Below are 18,463 nucleotides of genomic sequence, written 5' to 3'. Positions count from 1 at the left end.
AAACTCTTAGTTCGCGAGCCATCTCGCGACATTGTTCTATCCTTAATAGGGTTTTTAGCAATGGATAAAGGAGAAGCGTGCAATGTCGAACAAAGATAAAACACATCAATCACCGATTCATGGCACTGAGGAATCTCAACCGGGTATGGACTCTCTCGCCCCTGCTGACGGCTCTCACCGCCCCTCCCCTGGCCCCTCTGCACCGGGCGAACAGCCTACCGCACCGGGAAGCATGAAATCGCCGGAGACGGGAAACGAGAAGCTGAAATCGCTTGAGCCGCACCGCAAAGGCGGCGAAGGTTTTGCGCTGACCACCAATCAGGGCGTGCGCATTGCTGACGATCAGAACTCCCTTCGCGCAGGCGCGCGCGGGCCAACCCTGCTGGAAGATTTTATCCTGCGGGAAAAAATCACCCATTTCGACCACGAGCGGATACCGGAACGCATCGTCCACGCGCGCGGTTCCGCTGCGCACGGCTACTTCCAGCCCTATAAGAGCCTGAAAGCGATCACCAAAGCGGATTTCCTCTCCGATCCGGACAAAATCACTCCGGTATTTGTGCGCTTCTCCACCGTACAGGGCGGCGCGGGTTCGGCAGATACCGTCCGGGATATCCGCGGCTTTGCCACCAAGTTTTATACCGAAGAGGGTATTTTCGATCTGGTGGGCAATAACACCCCGGTGTTCTTCATTCAGGACGCGCATAAATTTCCTGACTTTGTCCATGCGGTAAAACCGGAGCCCCACTGGGCCATACCGCAGGGACAAAGCGCGCACGACACATTCTGGGACTATGTCTCCCTGCAGCCTGAAACCTTACACAACGTGATGTGGGCGATGTCAGACCGCGGCATTCCGCGCAGCTATCGCACCATGGAAGGCTTTGGCATCCATACCTTCCGTCTGATCAACGCCGAGGGTAAAGCCACGTTCGTCCGTTTCCACTGGAAGCCGGTGGCGGGTAAAGCCTCGCTGGTGTGGGACGAGGCGCAAAAGCTGACCGGGCGCGACCCGGACTTCCATCGCCGCGAGCTGTGGGAGTCCATTGAAGCGGGCGACTTCCCGGAATACGAACTGGGCCTGCAGCTCATACCGGAAGAGGACGAATTTAAGTTCGATTTCGACCTGCTTGACCCGACGAAGCTGATTCCGGAAGAGCTGGTGCCGGTTCAGCTGGTGGGTAAAATGGTGCTCAACCGTAACCCGGATAACTTCTTTGCCGAGAACGAACAGGTCGCGTTCCACCCTGGGCATATCGTACCGGGGCTGGATTTCACCAACGATCCGCTCTTGCAGGGACGTTTGTTCTCGTATACCGATACGCAGATCAGCCGTCTTGGCGGACCGAACTTCCACGAAATTCCAATTAACCGCCCAACCTGCCCATACCACAATTTCCAGCGCGACGGGATGCACCGTCAGGATATTGATACCAATCCGGCGAACTATGAGCCGAACTCCATCAACGATAACTGGCCGCGCGAAACGCCTCCGGCGCCGAAACGCGGTGGATTCGAATCGTACCAGGAGCGTATCGACGGCAACAAAATTCGCGAGCGCAGCCCGTCGTTCGGCGAGTATTACGCCCATCCTCGCCTGTTCTGGAACAGCCAGACGCCGATTGAGCAACAGCACATTATCGGCGGCTTCAGCTTTGAGCTGAGCAAAGTGGTGCGTACCTACATCCGCGAGCGGGTCGTCGATCAGCTGGCGCGCATTGATATTCAGCTCGCCCAGAGCGTTGCGGATAACCTGGGCATTACGCTGACCGACGAGCAGCGCAACCTTGCCCCGCCTAAAGAGGTTAACGGCGTGAAGAAAGATCCGTCACTGAGCCTGTATGCCGTGCCGGGTGGCTCGATTAAAGGCCGCGTGGTCGCCATCCTGCTGAACGACAAAACCCGCGCCAGCGACGTGCTGGGGATCATGCAGGCGCTGAAGACCCAGGGCGTGCATGCGAAACTGCTTTATTCCCGCATGGGGGAAGTGACCGCCGATGACGGCTCCGTGCTGCCGGTGGCGGCGACCTTTGCCGGGGCGCCATCGCTGACCGTCGATGCGGTGATTGTGCCGTGCGGAGACATTGACAGCCTGCTGAACAACGGTGACGCCGTGTATTATCTGCTGGAAGCCTATAAGCACCTGAAACCGATCGCGCTGTCCGGCGACGCGCGACGGTTTAAGGCGCACCTGAAGGTGGCCGATCAGGGTGAGGACGGCATTGTCGAGGGCGACAACGTTGACGATGCCTTTATGACGAAGCTGTTTGATTTGCTCGCCGCGCACCGCGTCTGGTCGCGCAGCAGTAAGATTGACCAGATCCCGGCGTAAAAAATACCCTCACCCCGGCCCTCTCCCTGAAAGGGAGAGGGTGAAATGCAGACCTGTGTTCGCATTACAGACCGCACGGCCCAGTCCCCTCTCCCTTTTGGGGAGAGGGTTAGGGTGAGGGGGAATTTCTCACAAATCCCCGAACGTTCCCAACCGATACCCACGCTCGGCAATCGCGTATTTCAGCGACGCCGACGTCAGCACGTCCAGCTCCGCCAGGCGCGGCCAGCAGTAGGCGCTTTTCCGCACGGTATTATCGACAAAAGCAGGATGCGCCATCACCTCTACGGACTTTTCACCGCGAGCGGCGGACTCATCCAGCACCTTCAGGAACAGCGCTTCGTCGATCTCGTCGCCGTAAAATGCGCTGCTGAACCCCTCAGTGGTGGTCACGTCGCAGTCGGGCACGCCGCGCGCCTCCCGATCCACGCGCATCGCCACGCCTTTGCGCTTTGCAAACTCAGCGACAATGGGGAAAATCGCCGGGATCATATGCACGTGGTGATGGCTGTCGATGTGCGTCGGTGCCTTACCAAACACGTCAACAAAGCGGTGGAACTGACGCTCCAGCTCTCCGGCAATCTCTTCGAGCGGCAGAGCGCCCTGCTCTGCCTGTTCCCAAATCCATTTGCCCAGCTGGCCGTCGCGCGTCAGGCCCGGCATTGGCGAAAGCGGCATCCCGAGCGTCAGCACAAAATGCATGCCGACGCCCAGCTCCGGCACCTCGCGGCTCAGGTGCGCCGCGTGTTCAACCGCCTCACCATTCACCAGTGCCGTGGTCGAGGTCACAACACCCCGGCGACAGGCTTCAATAATGCCGTAGTTCTGGCCTTTCGAGAGGCCAAAATCATCAGCATTAACGATCAGCAGGTTTTCCATTGTGCGTCCTCTCAGTGGTGTTTGAACTTGAGCTTCTCGATCGTGGCGGCAAAGTTCGGCAACCATTTTTCATGCGCCAGGATCATCTCGCCGGCCAGCTGCTCCGCATCACGGTCGGAATGCACCAGCGGGCTGAGGTTCAGCGCCAGCAGCACGTCATTGAGCTCGCCGCTCAGCGCCGCGTTGCTTGCCGCCACTTCAAAGCCTTTGATGGTGTGGATCAGGCCCATAACCTTATCATCGAAGTGGGTGATGCGTGGATGCGGTTTAGCGCCATCGCGTCCCAGGATGCAGGTCATCTCGACCGCCCAGTCCGCCGGGATATTGTCGATATGGCCGTGGTGCGGCACGTTGACATAGTGCTCCGCCTGCTTGTCGTTGTAGATGGCGTTAATCACCTCGCACGCCGCATCGGAGTAGTAGGCCCCGCCGCGCTGCTCCAGCTCTTTCGGTTTGACGTTCAGGTTCGGATCTTTATACAAATCGAACAGCTGCTTCTCGACTTTCTGAACGATCTGCGCGCGCGCGCCGCCCTTATAGTACTCGCCCATTTCGATGGCCAGCATCTCTTTCTGCTTAAAGTAGTAAAGCAGGTACGAGCACGGCAGCAGGTTCAGCGAGCGGATCAGCCCTTCGCTGAACGGCAGGTCAAAGATGTTTTTCACCGATGCCGCCGTCAGGCGACCGGAAGCCACGCCGTCGAGCAGCTCGGCAAAGCGCGATTTACCGTTCACGATCACGTCTTTAATGAACACCATGTGGTTCAGGCCGAACAGGTCGATGGAGAGATCGTCGCTGTCGTTCAGCGCCAGCACGTCGCGGATAAACATCTTCATACCGATCGGAATATTACAGACGCCGATAAAGCGTTTGAAACCGGTATGACGATAGACCGCCTCGGTCACCATCCCGGCCGGATTGGTGAAGTTAATCACCCACGCGTTCGGGCAGATCTCCTGTACGTCTTTGACGATGTCGAAAATCACCGGGATGGTACGCAGGCCTTTGAACAGGCCGCCCGCGCCGTTGGTCTCCTGCCCGAGATAGCCGTGGCTCAGCGGGATACGTTCGTCCAGCTCGCGCGCCTTCAGCTGGCCGACGCGCAGCTGGGTGGTGACGAAATCCGCCTCTTTCAGCGCCAGACGGCGGTCCAGAGTTTTATGCACGGTCAGAGGCACGCCCGCTTTCTCCACCATGCGCTGGCACAGGTCGAAAATAATATTCAGCTTTTCCTGACCTTCCTCCACGTCCACCAGCCATAATTCGCTGACCGGTAATTCATGATAACGTTTCAGAAAACCTTCAAGTAATTCCGGGGTATAGCTGCTGCCGCCACCAATGGTTACGACTTTTAATTTCTTCTGCATAATATCTCCCTTAGCGTATCAGGTTAATCGCCTGCAAGGTATAGCGTACTCTTCCCGCTATTTGGGCAAGCCATTAAAGCAATATTTGTGGCGGGTAATCCGCCGAAAGTTAATTAATTACCGTTAAATTCTTCCGGTAACTGTTCGGTGTGAATGAAGTCAATTTTTTAAAGGTCTTAATAAACAGGCTGGGACTGCTGTATCCTGACTCGTACGCAATATCGGTGACAGAGTAGTTGGTAATTTCCAGCTGTTTCTTCGCAAAATTAATGCGGATTTCATTAATAATTTGCACGGGTGTTTTACGATAATAGCGCTGCGTCGCGCGGGTCAGATATTCCTGGGATTTTCCCGACAGTGACACCATATTTTCCAGCGCATTTTCGCTGAACTGACCTTTATCGTGCATCAGCTCAACGGTGCTGCGCAGCCACTGTGGAATATCGTCCGTCACCTGCTGCTCTTCACGATGATGGCGCAGCCGGTTCATCACGTAGAAGGTCACCGTTTCAATAAACTCATCAAATTCATTGTCGCGGAAGTTAAGCGAGGCGATAACCGTTTCAATCCAGGTCATGAACTCGTTTTTGACCCGATAGACCTGGGAGGCCACAAAGCAGAACGGCACCAGCGGCAGATAGTGCTTCTCAAAGAAGCGTCTGCTGACGCCCACATTCAGAATACGGGTGGCACCAAATTCGTAAAAGCTCTGGTGATAAGAACCCATCGGCAGGAAGACAAAATCCCCTCGCTCAAGCAGGACGCGCTTACCGTTGATCTCCTGGTAGTAGCGGCCGGTCAGAACAATCGTGAACTCGTAGTAGTCATGCTGGTGCAGACCGCTGGCGCTCTCCGTCTTGTTGTAGATAACCACGTGAAAATTTTTGCCGTTAAACAGCTGCTGTTCAAGTGCGGTTTTAATTTCCATCGTGCTGACCTCCTGCTGCGAAATCCGACTCAGTGCATTTTCTCGTGAAGCTCGATAAGCTCCGCCACCAGCTCACGCGCCAGCATCGAGGTCATCAGGTGATCCTGCGCGTGGACCAGCACCAGGCTGACCTTCATCTTCCCTTCGCCCTGATCGCCTTCAATCAGCTTTGTCTGCACCAGGTGCGCTTCGTTGAGCGCCGTGCGGGACTGGTCCATCATGGTTTTCGCCGCGGCGAAATCCCCCTGCTTGGCCTGCTTCAGTGCGGCATAGGCCAGGCTGCGGGCCTGTCCGGAGTTGATGATAAGCCCCATCACCACTTCTTCGAGATCGTTCTCGACGGCTTCGTCTGCGACAATACTATCCAAATCTAACATGTTTAAGCTCCTTGTGGCTGGCGCGGGCTTCCCCGCGCCGGTCAATCCTAGAATTTCAGTGAGAGGGCAATATCCTCTTCGCTCTCTTCTTCATCAATAATGGTGGCGGCTTTGTTGGCAATCGCCACGAACGGCATGTACAGCAGGGTGGCAATCCCGAGGTTGAATATCGCCAGCAGGAAGGCCGCGACGCTACCGTTGGTGTTAAAGAAGGCGCCCAGGCCCGCCGGCATGGTCCACGGCGCAATGTTGGTGACCGGTGGAATGATGCCCATGTAATACGCCGTCAGGGTGATCGCGGCCAGCAGCGGCTGAATCAGGATGAACGGAATGAACATTACCGGGTTCATGATGATTGGCAGACCGAACAGAATCGGTTCGTTAATCTGGAAGATGCCTGATGGCAGCGCCAGCTTCGCGACCTGACGGTAGTCAGCACGACGAGAGACAATAAAGACCGCGATGATCAGACCCAAGGTCGCCCCGGTACCGCCCAGGAAGATATAGGAGTCAAGCATCGGCTTCGCCCACACATGGAAGGTTTTACCCGCTGCCAGCGCCGCGTCAACGGAGCCGTACTGCTGGTAAAGCGCAACGTTTTCCAGTGCCCAGGGGGTCATAATCCCGCTGTCCAGCGCGGCAAGTGCCAGTGAACCATGCACGCCAAAGAACCACAGCAGAGAGGTGAAAATCACATACGCCCAACCGACCACGCCACCCATCGACGCCAGCGGCGTAGAGATAGAGTCCATGATGATCTGGTGGAAGTTAGTGCCCCAGTGGGAGAGCGCCCAGGCGATAATCCCCATGATGGAGAGAATAATGAAGCCTGGAATCAACGCGGAAAATGAACGAGAAACGGAAGCCGGTACGCTATCCGGCAGGCGGATAACCCAGTTGCGGCGGATAATAAAGGTGAACATTTCTGCCACCACCAGGCCGATAACAATACCGGAGATGATGTTGGCCCCGCCCAGCCAGTTGGCGCCAACGGCATAGGCTTCACCCACGCTGTAAGGCGTTACGGTCATAAAGGCGGCAACGGATAATAACCCGGCAGCCAGCGGATCCACTTTACGCTCTTCTGCCAGTGCCATCCCAATAAAGAAAGGCGCCATCAGCGACATAATCCCTAACGTACCGTTATAGACGTTGCCGCCAATGGCTTTAAAACCATTAAGGGTTTCAATAGTGGAAGCGTCTAACCGAATTCCTAATGAATAAAAGAAGGAACCTTCACCAAAGCTCAGAAAAACGTTGTTAATTAAAACGAACATGGCCCCGGCCAGCGTCAACGGCATTAATTTAATAAAGCCGTTTTTGATGGCATTAACGTGAGGCTGCTTTCCTATTTTAACAGCAAAAGGAAGGAGTACCTTTTCAAGTGAAGCGATGACTTTACTCATAGGAAAATACCCTTAAATGCCGTAACGCATGTTACGGCGTATTGTGTGTGAAATAACTCTTTGACGGGAAAAATAAAAATTAATTAGCAGCTTTTTTAATGGCTGCCACAGCAGCTTTAAGAACACCTAAACCATCAATTTTGCCGTACAGCCCCGAGTCGATCACTTCGACCGGTTTATTCGGTAACAGTCGTTGAATTTCGGGCAACATATAGGCAATTTGCGGCCCCAGTAAAACAACATCGGCTGTCTGGCCTTTTTCGCCCGCCAGCGTCTCTGGAAACGCTTCAATCACCACAGGGACTTCATACTTTTCAGCCTGCGCACGCATCTTTGACACCAGAAGCGACGTTGACATGCCCGCTGAGCAGAACAGGTAGATATGTTTCTTTTCCATCGTGATTTCCCTCTTGTATGACTACCTGCCATCGCGCTATCACTCGACTCGCTGTCCCGGCAGACAGGTAGCTTGCGTACTGTTGTTTATCGTTGGAGTGAGTATACGCAATGGTACAGACAGGGGATAATTCTGGATAGACTCAAATTGTCTCTCATTGACCTGGCTTGTTGACTCCCCTCACATTTCGGGCAAATAATTCGCGCAAAGAAATAAGATTTTCTGATGCATAAAAAAACCGGCCCATGGGCCGGTTTGTTAACATCCTCAGGCAAGCAGGGTTACTGCGCCTTAGGTGCCTGCGGATCGGTGTCGTATTCAGCACAGGTCTGATAGCCGGAGTTGATCACATGACCGGTATCATCCAGGGCGACGAAGTAGGTTTCTGCCTTACCATCACGTTGACCCAGGATATAGGTCTGGCAGGTCCCTTTCGCATGAATCATGGTCACTTCAGAAGAAGGTTTACCGGCAATCGCAGCCACCTGCGAACGGGTCATCCCTTTTTTAACGTCTTTTACTACGGGCTGCGTAAACTGATCCTTAGTGCGATCGTAAGCCGTACACCCTGCCAGCATAGTCAGTACCGCCGCTGCGCTAAGAATTCCTGCTACGTTCTTGTTCATATTCCGTCCTCTTGTTTATCAGCGTGTTATCTAAGCATGGGATAAAAAGTACTATTGTTCAACTTTGTGAGTTACGCCAGACGAATTTCGGAAAATTCTAATAAAACAACGATAACCTGCTAAATCGGCGCAAATTAGCGCACTCGAAACTGTGATCCTTGTCGTTTCTCGCCCAAAGGGTTAGTTTTAACAGCTAACACATTCTGTTTATGTACTACATATGGAGGGCGTGATGGCTCTGCAACAAGAGATTATTCAGGCACTGGGCGCGAAGCCTACGGTAGATGCACGTGAAGAGATCCGCCGCAGCGTGGATTTTTTAAAATCGTACTTAAAAAAGAACGCTTTCCTGAAATCCCTGGTGCTGGGCATCAGCGGCGGCCAGGACTCTACCCTGACCGGTAAACTCTGCCAGATGGCGATTTCAGAGCTTCGCGAAGAGACGGGCGATGAGACACTGCAGTTTATCGCGGTGCGTCTTCCTTATGGCGTACAGGCGGACGAGCAGGATTGCCAGGATGCCATTGCCTTCATTCAGCCTGACCGCGTGCTGACCGTGAATATTAAGGGCTCGGTGCTGGCAAGCGAGCAGGCGCTTCGCGAAGCGGGCATTGAGCTGAGCGATTTTGTTCGCGGCAACGAGAAGGCCCGCGAGCGCATGAAAGCGCAGTACAGCATCGCCGGGATGACCAAAGGTGTTGTCGTCGGCACCGACCATGCGGCAGAAGCGATCACCGGTTTCTTCACCAAATACGGCGACGGCGGCACCGACATTAACCCTATCTTCCGTCTCAACAAGCGTCAGGGTAAGCAGCTGCTGGCCGCGCTGGGGTGTCCTGAGCATCTGTATAAGAAAGCGCCAACAGCGGACCTTGAAGACGATCGACCTTCCCTGCCGGATGAAGCGGCCCTTGGCGTCACCTATGACAACATCGATGATTATCTGGAAGGCAAAAAGCTGGATGAACGGACCGCGAAAATCATCGAAGGCTGGTATCTGAAAACCGAGCACAAGCGCCACACGCCCATTACGGTGTTTGACGACTTCTGGAAAAAATAAAGCAAAGCGGTAACCAGGTTACCGCTTTTAATGTTTGCGCCCTCTCCCGTGGGAGAGGGTTGAGGTGAGGGCATCAAGCCGCACGTCCTGGCCGGGTAAGGCTTAGCCGCCACCCGGCTCTTTTTTAACCACCACACTCCTGCTACACTGTATACCTGAACAGTATATGGAGCAGTATGTGAGCAGGCGTCAATCCGCCCCGCGTCTTGAATTTGAAGCGGCGGCTATCTACGAATATCCCGAGCACCTTCGCCCCTGGCTTGAGGCGCTGCCTAAACAGCCGGGCGTGTACATCTTTCACGGTGAAAGCGATACCCTGCCGCTCTATATCGGCAAGAGCGTTAACATTCGCAGTCGGGTGTTATCCCATCTCCGTACGCCGGACGAGGCCGCCATGCTGCGCCAGTCGCGACGCATTTCCTGGTTCCAGACGGCGGGAGAAATGGGCGCGCTGTTGCTGGAGGCGCGGTTGATAAAAGAACAACAGCCGCTGTTCAATAAGCGCCTGCGCCGCAACCGTCAGCTCTGCTCCCTGCAGATAAACGATGGCAGGCCGCAGGTCGTCTACGCGCGCGACGTCGATTTTTCTCATGCCCCGAATCTCTATGGGCTATTCGCCAATAAACGCGCCGCGCTCCAGGCGCTGCAGACGCTGGCGGACGATTTACAGCTTTGCTACAGCCTTTTAGGTCTGGAGGCAACCACCCGGGGACGCGCCTGTTTTCGATCCGCGCTGAAGCGCTGCGCCGGTGCGTGCTGCGGGAAGGAGAGCGTTGAGGCGCATCACGCCCGGCTTCTCACCGGTCTGGCGGCCATCAGCGTGAACTGCTGGCCCTGGGAAAGCGCCGTTGCGCTAAAAGAAGTGGGCGAGGCCATGACCCAGTATCACATCGTCAACAACTGGCTCTGGCTGGGCGCCGTCGACGACATCAACGACGCGGCAACCCTGCTGCGCACGCCCGCCGGATTTGACCACGATGGCTACAAAATTCTCTGTAAACCGGTCCTGACAGGAAAGTTTGAGATCATTGTGCTCAATGACCCGGCAGCCACGTGATTTCGCTGAACAATAAGGTGCCCTGAGCCTCCAGCAGACGCAGCGTATGGGTACCCTCCTCCCAGCTGGCACCCTGATCGGCCGTCAGCAATTTATCGCCCAGCTGCCACGCCCCGCTTAGCACGAACACCACGCCCCCGCGTGAGCCAAAGGTGGTGAAGGTTCGGTCAGCAACGCGCACCTTCGCCCGGCAGCAGTCGCGCCGGGTCATGATGTTAAAGTCCATCGCCATCCGCCCATCTGAAAGCAGCGCTTTCACCGGCAGATCGCCGGCAAAACTGTAGGGCTGATGATGCTTGAGGGTATGGGAGAACGCCTGACCCGCGTCCAGCGTCACCTCTCCCCCTTCCAGCAAGGTAATCACCCGGTCAACACCGGGAAACGAGGAGAATTCGCCGTTGCTGGCAATCGTCGCGATACTGGCACGCCAGTGAAAATCGCGCGTCGCGGGAGGGAAGCAGCAAATCTCACGCGTTTCGCCAGCACCATTGCGCCAGAGGCTGACCGGCATCTTACGGATATCAAAGAACTCCATCACCACTCCTGAATGGCACAACCCGTGCCAGGGCAAGGATATCGCTATCGTTGCTGTCTTGTTTGTTATCGTTGGGTATTCACAGAAACAGTATCGGCAGCAGAGCGGGCAGGCCTTAGCTGAACGTTAATAAAAATTCTAACGCCATGACTCTGCAAACATTCTCTGAAGCGACTACAGGAGGATACCGCGCTGGCGGCGGCAGGCAAGAGGGCAGGAAAGAAAAACCGCCGGTCCTGTCCACAGCGGTTGCGCTTTTGTGGACAGGATCCCGGCGGTCTTAAGAGAGTGAACCGATTATTCGGTTGGAGCTGGCATTTTACCTTCCATCGCCGGACGTTCTGTCAGACGCTTCTCAAAATTCGCATTAAATTGTTTTTTCTGTTCCGGGGTCAGAATGTTGTAGATCTTGTTCTGGGTTTCCATGTGAGCCAGCATGCGGGCTTTGTGCTGCTCGGCCATTTTGTCGATCTGCGCTTCGGCTTTCGCCTTATCGAAGCTATCGCTGGCGATGATGTCATGCATCGCACGGCGCTCTTCAAGCGGAGGACGTTTCATCTGGTCGCGTTCGCCTTTTCTGATGTCGCGGATCTGCTGCTTCTGCGCATCCGTCAGGTTGAGATCCTTAAACATCATCATCTCGTTGTGCATACCCGGACCTTTATGATGCATCATCATTTTGCCTTCAGCAGGCGCGGTAGGTGTAGTGGTCGCAGTATCTGCGGCGAACGCCATGCTGGTAGCGCCCAGAGCCAGGGTAGAAGCAACAAACAGTGCAGTAAACTTACGCATAATTTATTTCCTTTCTTTCAGTTATTCTTCGGCGCTATGCCGTGTTGACGAGATTAACTTTACGGGGTTTATCGTCAATTAGTCAGAGCAACGGTAAAACAATGAAAGTGTAAAAAACAAATTTTCGCCAAATGTGGAGGAAATAAGGATAAAGCGTGGAGAGTTGCAACAAAAAATATTTAACAGGATGATTTTAAAGAGATTAAGCAGAAGTATAGCGAAGTGAAGATCAATAATAAAGCAATTCACCAGGAATATTCTGCAAAACAAGCGCAAGCGCTTTAATCGTTAAAAAAAGTTTTTTACTTCCCCCTCCCGGATGATGAGAGGGGAAAGGTTCAGGATATTTTTTCCAGCATCAGCCCGGCCCGCAGGCCAAACGCGACGGTGGGGTTAGGGAATAAAACATACTCGGTGGTGTTTTGCACCTCGTAACGTTCCTCGCCATCCTCAGCCAGCAGCGCCCCTTTGCGGAACGGGGTGAAGTTCAGGGTGTGTGCGGCCATATGGAGCTGGAAGGCATCGCTGCGGCGCGTGATCTGCTGTACGACCCGATACCGCTCAACGGGCTGATGCGCGTGCTCGGGAGCCGTTCCTCCCAGCAGCGCCCGAAGGGCGGAATGCGTAGGCGCAAAGCGGCTCAGATCGTTCTGGCCGAACGGCAGCGCTTTTCCCAGTTCCAGCGTGCAGGACAGCGCAGCGAAACGTTCACAGGTGAAATGGGTAAACGTTCCGCCCGGCGACTGATGAAATACCAGCGCCTCCAGCCCGGCGTCACCCAGCCAGCTCAGGAACGCTTCATCCCAAGGCTGACTGCGCTGCGGCAGAACGCCGAAGCGAACGTGGTAGGACGCGCGGATTGCCGTATGCAGATCCAGATGCCAGCGCCCCGGCCCCGCGGCGGCAAAAAACGCGGTCACGACGTTCTCCAGCCACTCTGCCCGCGCCGTTTCATCGCTCTGGGGAAACTGCGACCAGCGGCCGCCAAACATGCGGTTAATATCGCTCACCAGATACCGTTTGTTTTGCGCCAGCGCAGGGGGATTGCCGAGCACCACCAGCGTGCGGCACTTCAGGGCGATCTCATTGCGGTACAGCGCACGCAGCAGCAGATCAACAATCTCAACGGGCGCGGTTTCATTCCCGTGGATACCCGTTGAAAGCAGCAGCGAGAGATCGCTTTTTACGGTCGGCGTCAGCTCAAGCACCCCGCGCCCCAGCCACCGCCAGCGAAATGAGGGGCCGTCCCCCTCTTTCTGTTCCGGCGTCTCATCGGCCAGGGTCAGCGCCAGTAAATTTTCCATATCCACTCCTTTAGCGCTGGAACGGGTAAACCGATCCCAGCTGCAGGATTGTCGATAACGCGTCCAGCGCCTCGCGCCCTTCACGCAGAAGCTGCGGGTCAACCAGATCCGCCTGCGTCAGACGATCGCGGTAGTAGCGATCGACCCAGTCATTCAGCCGCGTAAAGAGCGTATCGTTCATCATGACCGCCGGGTTCACCGCCTGCATTTCGTCCTGGGTCAGGACCACGCGCAGACGTAAACAGGCTGGACCACCGCCGTTGGCCATGCTTTCGCGCAGGTCAAACACGCGCAGTTCGTCAATCGGGTTATCGGCCTTAACCAGCTCCGTCAGGTAGTGCCACACGCCTTTATGATCCCGGGACTCCTGCGGCAGGATCAGCATCATGCTGCCATCGTCACGGCTCAGCAGCTGGCTATTGAACAGATAGGTTTCTACCGCGTCCTGCACGCTCACCGCCTCCGTGGGCACCTGGATTGGCGTAAAACCGCGCACGCGCTCATGCAGCGTGGCGAGCAGCTTCTCCTGATGGGCAAACGCCTGCTCGTGGCAGAACAGCACCTGGCGGTTAGAAACGGCAATCACGTCGTTATGGAAAACGCCCTGGTCAATCACATGCGGGTTTTGCTGGGCAAAAACCACCTGGGAAGGATTGACCTGGTTCAGTCGGGCAACCGCCTGGCTCGCCGCCAGCGTCTGACGGGCAGGATAACGGGTTGGCGCGGCGTGGCCCCCCTCTTCTCGCCCGTAGATAAACAGCTGCAGGCCCGGGTCGCCATAGTCGCCCCCCAGGCGGTTATGGTTGGCCGCGCCTTCGTCGCCAAACATCGCCACCTGCGGCAGAGCCTGATGCACCTCAAAATGGGCGTCATGGTTGAAAATGGCGCGCAGCACGCGCTCGGTGGTTTCCGCTTCGGTGGCGCGGTGGAACTTGTTATTCAGGTTCGCCACCGTCAGATGAACTTTTCCATCCAGCGTATCGGCTGACGGCGCGACGGTCGCGGCGTTTGCCACCCACATAGAGGAGGCGGAGCTTGCCGCGGAGAGCAGGTGCGGGGTCTGCGTACCCGCTTTTTCGACGACCTGCTCATCGGTACCGCTAAAGCCGAGCTGACGAAGGACTACCACGTTCGGGCGTTCCTGCGGCGGGATCACCGCCTGTGGGAAACCGGCATCCGCCAGCGCCTTCATCTTCAGCAGCCCCTGCTTCGCCGCCAGCTTCGGGTTGGAGACCTGAAAACGGTGCTTCGTCGAGGCTTCATTACCAAAAGAGAGACCGGCATAGTGGTGCGTCAGCCCCACCAGCCCGTCAAAGTTAACCTCACGCGCTTTCATGACGATCCCCTCCGGTAAAATCCAGCCCCGGATTAAGCGTCTCCGGCAGCGTCAGCGCCGGGGTTTCCAGGCTCGCCATCGGCCACGCGCAGTAATCGGCGGCATACCACGCGCTGGCGCGATGGTTGCCCGACGCGCCTACGCCGCCGAACGGCGCGGTGCTCGCGGCCCCGGTCAGCGGTTTATTCCAGTTCACAATCCCGGCGCGTGCTTCCAGCAGCAGCCGATCAAACTTCTCGCGATGCGGCGAAATCAGCCCGCTCGACAGGCCGTAGCGGGTGTTGTTCGCCATCGCAATGGCCGCATCGAAATCGTCGTAACGCCAGACGCACAGCAGCGGGCCAAAGACCTCTTCGTCCGGCACGTTGCTCGCGCCGCTCATCTCTACAATGCCCGGCGTCAGCAGCGAGCTCCCCGGCTGAACCTGCTTCGGCTCCAGCAGGGTTTTCGCGCCGCGCGCGACGTGGTCCTGCCAGGCCTTCAGCACGTTCAGCGCGGCCTGTTCGGAAATCAGCCCGCCGATAAACGGCTGCGGATCGGCATCCCACGCGGCAGGCACCAGACGCGCGCTCACTTCAACCAGACGTTTCAGGAAGGCATCCCCCTGCGCGCCCCGCTTCACCAGCAGACGGCGGGAACAGGTGCAGCGCTGTCCGGCGGTAATAAAGGCGGACTGAATCGTCAGGTGCACCGCAGCGTCGATATCGTCAGGGTCTTCCACAATCAGCGGGTTGTTGCCGCCCATCTCCAGCGCCAGGATTTTCTCCGGCTGCCCTGCCAGCTGGCGGTGCAGCTGATAGCCCGTACCGGCGCTGCCGGTAAACAGCAGGCCGTCGATATCGCTCAGCGCGCTCAGCGCCTGACCGGTTTCCCGCCCGCCCTGCACCAGGTTCAGCACGCCCGGCGGCAGGCCGGCCTGTTCCCACAGCTTAACCACCGCCTCGCCGGTGAATGGCGTGAGCTCGCTCGGTTTGAAGATGACGGTATTGCCCGCCAGCAGCGCAGGCACAATGTGGCCATTCGGCAGGTGTCCCGGGAAGTTATACGGGCCAAACACCGCCAGCACGCCGTGGGGACGGTGGCGCAGCGTGGCCGCGCCGTCCGGCATGTCGGTATGCTGTTCGCCGGTGCGGGTGTGGTACGCCTTCACCGAAATGGCGATTTTGTTGATCATCGCCGTCACTTCGGTTGTCGCTTCCCAGCGCGGCTTGCTGGTTTCAGACGCGATGATGCGCGTCAGTTCGGCCTTGTTTGCCTCCAGCAGCCCGGCAAACTTTTCAACAATTTCCTGGCGCACGGCGAAAGGCTGTTTTGCCCACGCTGGAAACGCGCGGCGCGCGGCACGGCAGGCTTGTTCCACCTGCGCGGCGCTGGCGTCATGCCCCTTCCAGAGCACCTCTTTTCCAACCGGATTGGTCTTTACCCGCTCTTCGCCTTCGCCCGTGACCCAGTCACCGTTAATCCATAATGTCATGCTGTTTTCTCCTCAGGGCAGAGACGCACCAGGCGAACCGTATCGCCGGCGTTACATTTCAGGGCATCCAGTTCTGCAGCCGTCAGCACCAGACGTTCACATTTCGGGTTGGTACGCACCAGCATGGCGCGGAAGTTGGCGTAATTTTCGTTCGACACCAGACAGGCGGGCCAGTCACCCGGCGCGGGCTGACCTTCAGAGACCTCAACCAGACGGCTTTTACGGATCGCGCGCACGCGGTCGATATCGCACTCAAGCGTTGGGCCGCCGTCAAAGATGTCGACATAGTTCCGGTAGCGGAACCCCTCTTTCTCCAGCACCGCGCGGGCGGGCGCGGTCTGCGGATGGACTTCGCCAATCACCGCCTGCGCTTCCGGGCTGAGGAAATGGGTATAGATAGGATGCTTCGGCATCAGTTCGGCGATAAAGGCTTTCTGGCCGGTGCCGCAAAGATAGTCCGCCCGGCTGAACTCCATCGAGAAGAAGCGCTCGCCCAGGCTCTCCCAGAACGGCGAGTAGCCGGTGTCGTCGATCACGCCGCGCATCTCTGCGACCACTTTTTCGTTAAAGCGATCGCGGAAGGCGGCCATAAACATAAAGCGCGATTTGGAGAGCAGATAGCCGTTGCCCTCTTTGCGCCACGCCGGGTCGAGGAACAGCGTGCACAGCTCGCTGGCGCCCGTGTGGTCATTACAGAGGAACAGCGTGGGCAGCGCGTTATAGACGTTCAGCTCTTTCGAGGCGTGAACCATGGTGCCGACGCGGTAGTTGTACCACGGGTCGTTAAGCCCGACGGCCACTTCGATGGCGCAGATCCCGGCCACGGTCCCCGTGTCGGTGTCTTCCAGCACGAACACATACCCCTGTTCGCTTTTTGGCAACGTCCCCTGCCAGGTTTGCAGGGCGCGCTCAATGCGCGCCGACAGCGTTTTTTCATCGGCAGGAAGCGAGGTCAGCCCGCCTCCCGTCTTACCGGCAAGCTGCATGAGCCCGGCGAGATCGCCGCGCTCAACGGGACGGATGACCATCATGATGACACCCCGGATTTCACTTTTTCACACGCCAGCGCAAAACGGTCCAGACCGGTTTGCACCTCTTCCTCGCTGACGATCAGCGCCGGCGCAAAACGCACCACGTTGGCACCGGCAATCAGCACCATCACGCCCACTTTTGCCGCTTCCTGTGAAATAAGTTTAGCTTTTCCGGCAAACTCGGCGGTGAGCTCGCAGCCGATTAACAGCCCCAGACCGCGAATTTCTTTAAACAGCCCCGTTTTGCCGTTGATGGCGTTCAGACGTTCAACAAACCAGTCGTGACGCTGCTTAACGCCTTTCAGCACCTCAGGCGTGTTAATGATGTCCAGAACCTGCCCGGCGACGGCGGTGGCCAGCGGGTTACCGCCGTAGGTGGTGCCATGGGTACCTACGGTCATTACGCTGGCGAATTTATCGGTGGTCAGCGTCGCGCCAATCGGGAAGCCGCCGCCCAGCGCTTTGGCGGTAGAAAGCACGTCCGGCGTCACGCCGTAGTGCATATAGGCATACAGCTCGCCGGTGCGGCCCACGCCGGTCTGGACTTCGTCGAAAATCAGTACCGCGTTGTGGCGATCGCACAGCTCGCGCAGCCCCTGCAGGAAGGCTTTTTGCGCCGGAAGCACGCCGCCCTCGCCCTGCATCGGTTCGACGATCACCGCGCAGGTGGTGTCGTTAATCAGCTCGCTGGCGGACTGCAGATCGTTATAAATACCGTGACGGATATCCGGCGGCAGCGGGGCGAAATCCTGCGAGTAGGAAGGCTGGCCGCCCGCGCTGACGGTAAATAGCGTGCGCCCGTGGAAGGCGTTTTTAAACGCCACGATGCCGCTCTTGTGAGTACCAAATTTATCGTGCGCATATTTGCGCGCCAGCTTCAGCGCCGCTTCGTTGGCTTCCGCCCCCGAGTTACAGAAAAAGACCTTTTCGGCAAACGTCGCGTCGATCAGTTTTTTGGCCAGGCGCAGCGCGGGCTCGTTAGTAAAGCCGTTGCCGGTATGCCAGAACTTCGCCGCCTGGTCATTTAGCGCCTGACGCAGCGCAGGGTGCGCATGACCCAGCGCGTTGACCGCAATCCCACCTGCAAAGTCGATATACTCTTTACCCTGCTGATCCCACAGGCGCGAGCCTTCCCCACGAACCGGAATAAAAGCCGCCGGAGCGTAAACCGGCATCATCCATTCATCGAAATTTTCACGCGTAATTGACAGAGACATAGCGACCTCATCCGGTAAATAAAAAGTTATTTGAATGTTAAATAATTGAGTGTTTGCACTGTGAATGTAGATTGCAGCCTTCGTGCCAGCCAGCGATAAAATTGCATAAACGGGTTGAGGTAACAGAATATCAATAAGTTACAATATGGAGTTATTCACTGTTGGTGCATAAAAAGTGAATATTTTTACGACAAGCGGCGCTTTGCCGCATGAAAATCAGAAAGAGTATGCACAGGCCAAATATAATTCTGGAATTGTGATCGCTCGCGAAATTTATCGGTCATTTACGCCCTGTTTGAGGGCGAGGCGCGTCAGAATGGTGCAAATATTGCACCACCGGCATTA

Annotated in this window: 17 protein-coding genes; 3 read left to right on the top strand and 14 right to left on the bottom strand. The window is 56.6% G+C overall.

The genetic code is table 11. The features are described 5' to 3' along the window. Nucleotides 1–82 precede the first annotated feature (82 nt). On the top strand, nt 83–2,332 hold the full coding sequence (katE, locus tag QMN93_RS13410) for a catalase HPII (protein ID WP_182383385.1): 2,250 nt from the start codon (nt 83–85) through the stop codon (nt 2,330–2,332). 129 nt (nt 2,333–2,461) lie between these two features. Here katE and chbG read toward each other — a convergent pair whose 3' ends face one another. The 7 genes from chbG to osmE all read right to left on the bottom strand — a co-directional run bounded on the left by chbG (nt 2,462) and on the right by osmE (nt 8,312). Next, a complete protein-coding gene (gene chbG / locus QMN93_RS13405) occupies nt 2,462–3,211 on the bottom strand; it encodes a chitin disaccharide deacetylase (RefSeq protein ID WP_182383384.1) in 750 nt (249 codons plus the stop codon). A gap of 11 nt (nt 3,212–3,222) precedes the next feature. Further along, nucleotides 3,223–4,578: a 6-phospho-beta-glucosidase gene (locus tag QMN93_RS13400; protein ID WP_182383383.1), complete on the bottom strand. Its 1,356-nt coding sequence runs from the start codon at nt 4,576–4,578 to the stop codon at nt 3,223–3,225. A gap of 109 nt (nt 4,579–4,687) precedes the next feature. Beyond that, nucleotides 4,688–5,530: a transcriptional regulator ChbR gene (gene chbR / locus QMN93_RS13395; protein WP_071789366.1), complete on the bottom strand. Its 843-nt coding sequence runs from the start codon at nt 5,528–5,530 to the stop codon at nt 4,688–4,690. 5 nt (nt 5,531–5,535) lie between these two features. Next, nucleotides 5,536–5,883 (bottom strand): PTS N,N'-diacetylchitobiose transporter subunit IIA, encoded by a 348-nt coding sequence (gene chbA, locus QMN93_RS13390; RefSeq protein WP_023311284.1) that lies wholly within the window; start codon nt 5,881–5,883, stop codon nt 5,536–5,538. A 47-nt stretch (nt 5,884–5,930) separates the two neighbouring features. Beyond that, nucleotides 5,931–7,289: a PTS N,N'-diacetylchitobiose transporter subunit IIC gene (gene chbC, locus QMN93_RS13385; RefSeq protein WP_023311283.1), complete on the bottom strand. Its 1,359-nt coding sequence runs from the start codon at nt 7,287–7,289 to the stop codon at nt 5,931–5,933. Between the two features lie 79 nt (nt 7,290–7,368). Further along, nucleotides 7,369–7,686, bottom strand: a complete 318-nt coding sequence (gene chbB / locus QMN93_RS13380) for a PTS N,N'-diacetylchitobiose transporter subunit IIB (protein WP_008500676.1) — start codon at nt 7,684–7,686, stop codon at nt 7,369–7,371. A 281-nt stretch (nt 7,687–7,967) separates the two neighbouring features. Then, nucleotides 7,968–8,312, bottom strand: coding sequence for an osmotically-inducible lipoprotein OsmE (osmE, locus tag QMN93_RS13375; RefSeq protein ID WP_010430142.1), 345 nt, complete (start codon nt 8,310–8,312; stop codon nt 7,968–7,970). Nucleotides 8,313–8,544: 232 nt separating this feature from the next. Between osmE and nadE the strand changes: the two genes are divergently transcribed. Together nadE and cho are read left to right on the top strand one after the other, a co-directional pair. Beyond that, nucleotides 8,545–9,372: an ammonia-dependent NAD(+) synthetase gene (gene nadE / locus QMN93_RS13370; RefSeq protein ID WP_182383382.1), complete on the top strand. Its 828-nt coding sequence runs from the start codon at nt 8,545–8,547 to the stop codon at nt 9,370–9,372. 178 nt (nt 9,373–9,550) lie between these two features. Next, nucleotides 9,551–10,429, top strand: a complete 879-nt coding sequence (cho, locus tag QMN93_RS13365; RefSeq protein WP_196354557.1) for an excinuclease Cho — start codon at nt 9,551–9,553, stop codon at nt 10,427–10,429. On the opposite strand, the gene ves is transcribed toward cho, so the two are convergent. The 7 genes from ves to QMN93_RS13330 all read right to left on the bottom strand — a co-directional run bounded on the left by ves (nt 10,407) and on the right by QMN93_RS13330 (nt 18,118). Beyond that, a complete protein-coding gene (ves, locus tag QMN93_RS13360; RefSeq protein WP_023311280.1) occupies nt 10,407–10,964 on the bottom strand; it encodes an environmental stress-induced protein Ves in 558 nt (185 codons plus the stop codon). The two genes, cho and ves, sit on opposite strands and share 23 nt — an antisense overlap. Before the next feature lie 297 nt (nt 10,965–11,261). Then, nucleotides 11,262–11,756, bottom strand: coding sequence for an ATP-independent periplasmic protein-refolding chaperone Spy (spy, locus tag QMN93_RS13355; protein WP_033145263.1), 495 nt, complete (start codon nt 11,754–11,756; stop codon nt 11,262–11,264). A 338-nt stretch (nt 11,757–12,094) separates the two neighbouring features. Next, nucleotides 12,095–13,060 carry a succinylglutamate desuccinylase gene (gene astE, locus QMN93_RS13350; RefSeq protein ID WP_064672316.1) on the bottom strand — a complete coding sequence of 322 codons (966 nt, stop codon included), beginning with the start codon at nt 13,058–13,060 and terminating at the stop codon, nt 12,095–12,097. Nucleotides 13,061–13,070: 10 nt separating this feature from the next. After that, the gene (gene astB / locus QMN93_RS13345; protein WP_182383380.1) at nt 13,071–14,396 is read right to left on the bottom strand and encodes an N-succinylarginine dihydrolase; all 1,326 of its coding nucleotides are present in this window, start codon (nt 14,394–14,396) and stop codon (nt 13,071–13,073) included. Beyond that, nucleotides 14,383–15,870, bottom strand: coding sequence for a succinylglutamate-semialdehyde dehydrogenase (gene astD / locus QMN93_RS13340; RefSeq protein ID WP_182383379.1), 1,488 nt, complete (start codon nt 15,868–15,870; stop codon nt 14,383–14,385). Before astD ends, astB begins: the two co-directional genes overlap by 14 nt. Further along, nucleotides 15,867–16,901 carry an arginine N-succinyltransferase gene (gene astA / locus QMN93_RS13335; protein WP_023311275.1) on the bottom strand — a complete coding sequence of 345 codons (1,035 nt, stop codon included), beginning with the start codon at nt 16,899–16,901 and terminating at the stop codon, nt 15,867–15,869. Before astA ends, astD begins: the two co-directional genes overlap by 4 nt. Then, on the bottom strand, nt 16,898–18,118 hold the full coding sequence (locus QMN93_RS13330) for an aspartate aminotransferase family protein (protein WP_029742016.1): 1,221 nt from the start codon (nt 18,116–18,118) through the stop codon (nt 16,898–16,900). Before QMN93_RS13330 ends, astA begins: the two co-directional genes overlap by 4 nt. Nucleotides 18,119–18,463 lie beyond the last annotated feature (345 nt).

This window comes from Enterobacter sp. R-1.6.2 (assembly GCF_035064085.1).
Lineage (GTDB): Bacteria > Pseudomonadota > Gammaproteobacteria > Enterobacterales > Enterobacteriaceae > Enterobacter > Enterobacter asburiae_B.
The sequence above is the reverse complement of the archived record's forward strand: the minus strand, read 5'-3'. Positions and strand labels throughout refer to the sequence as shown.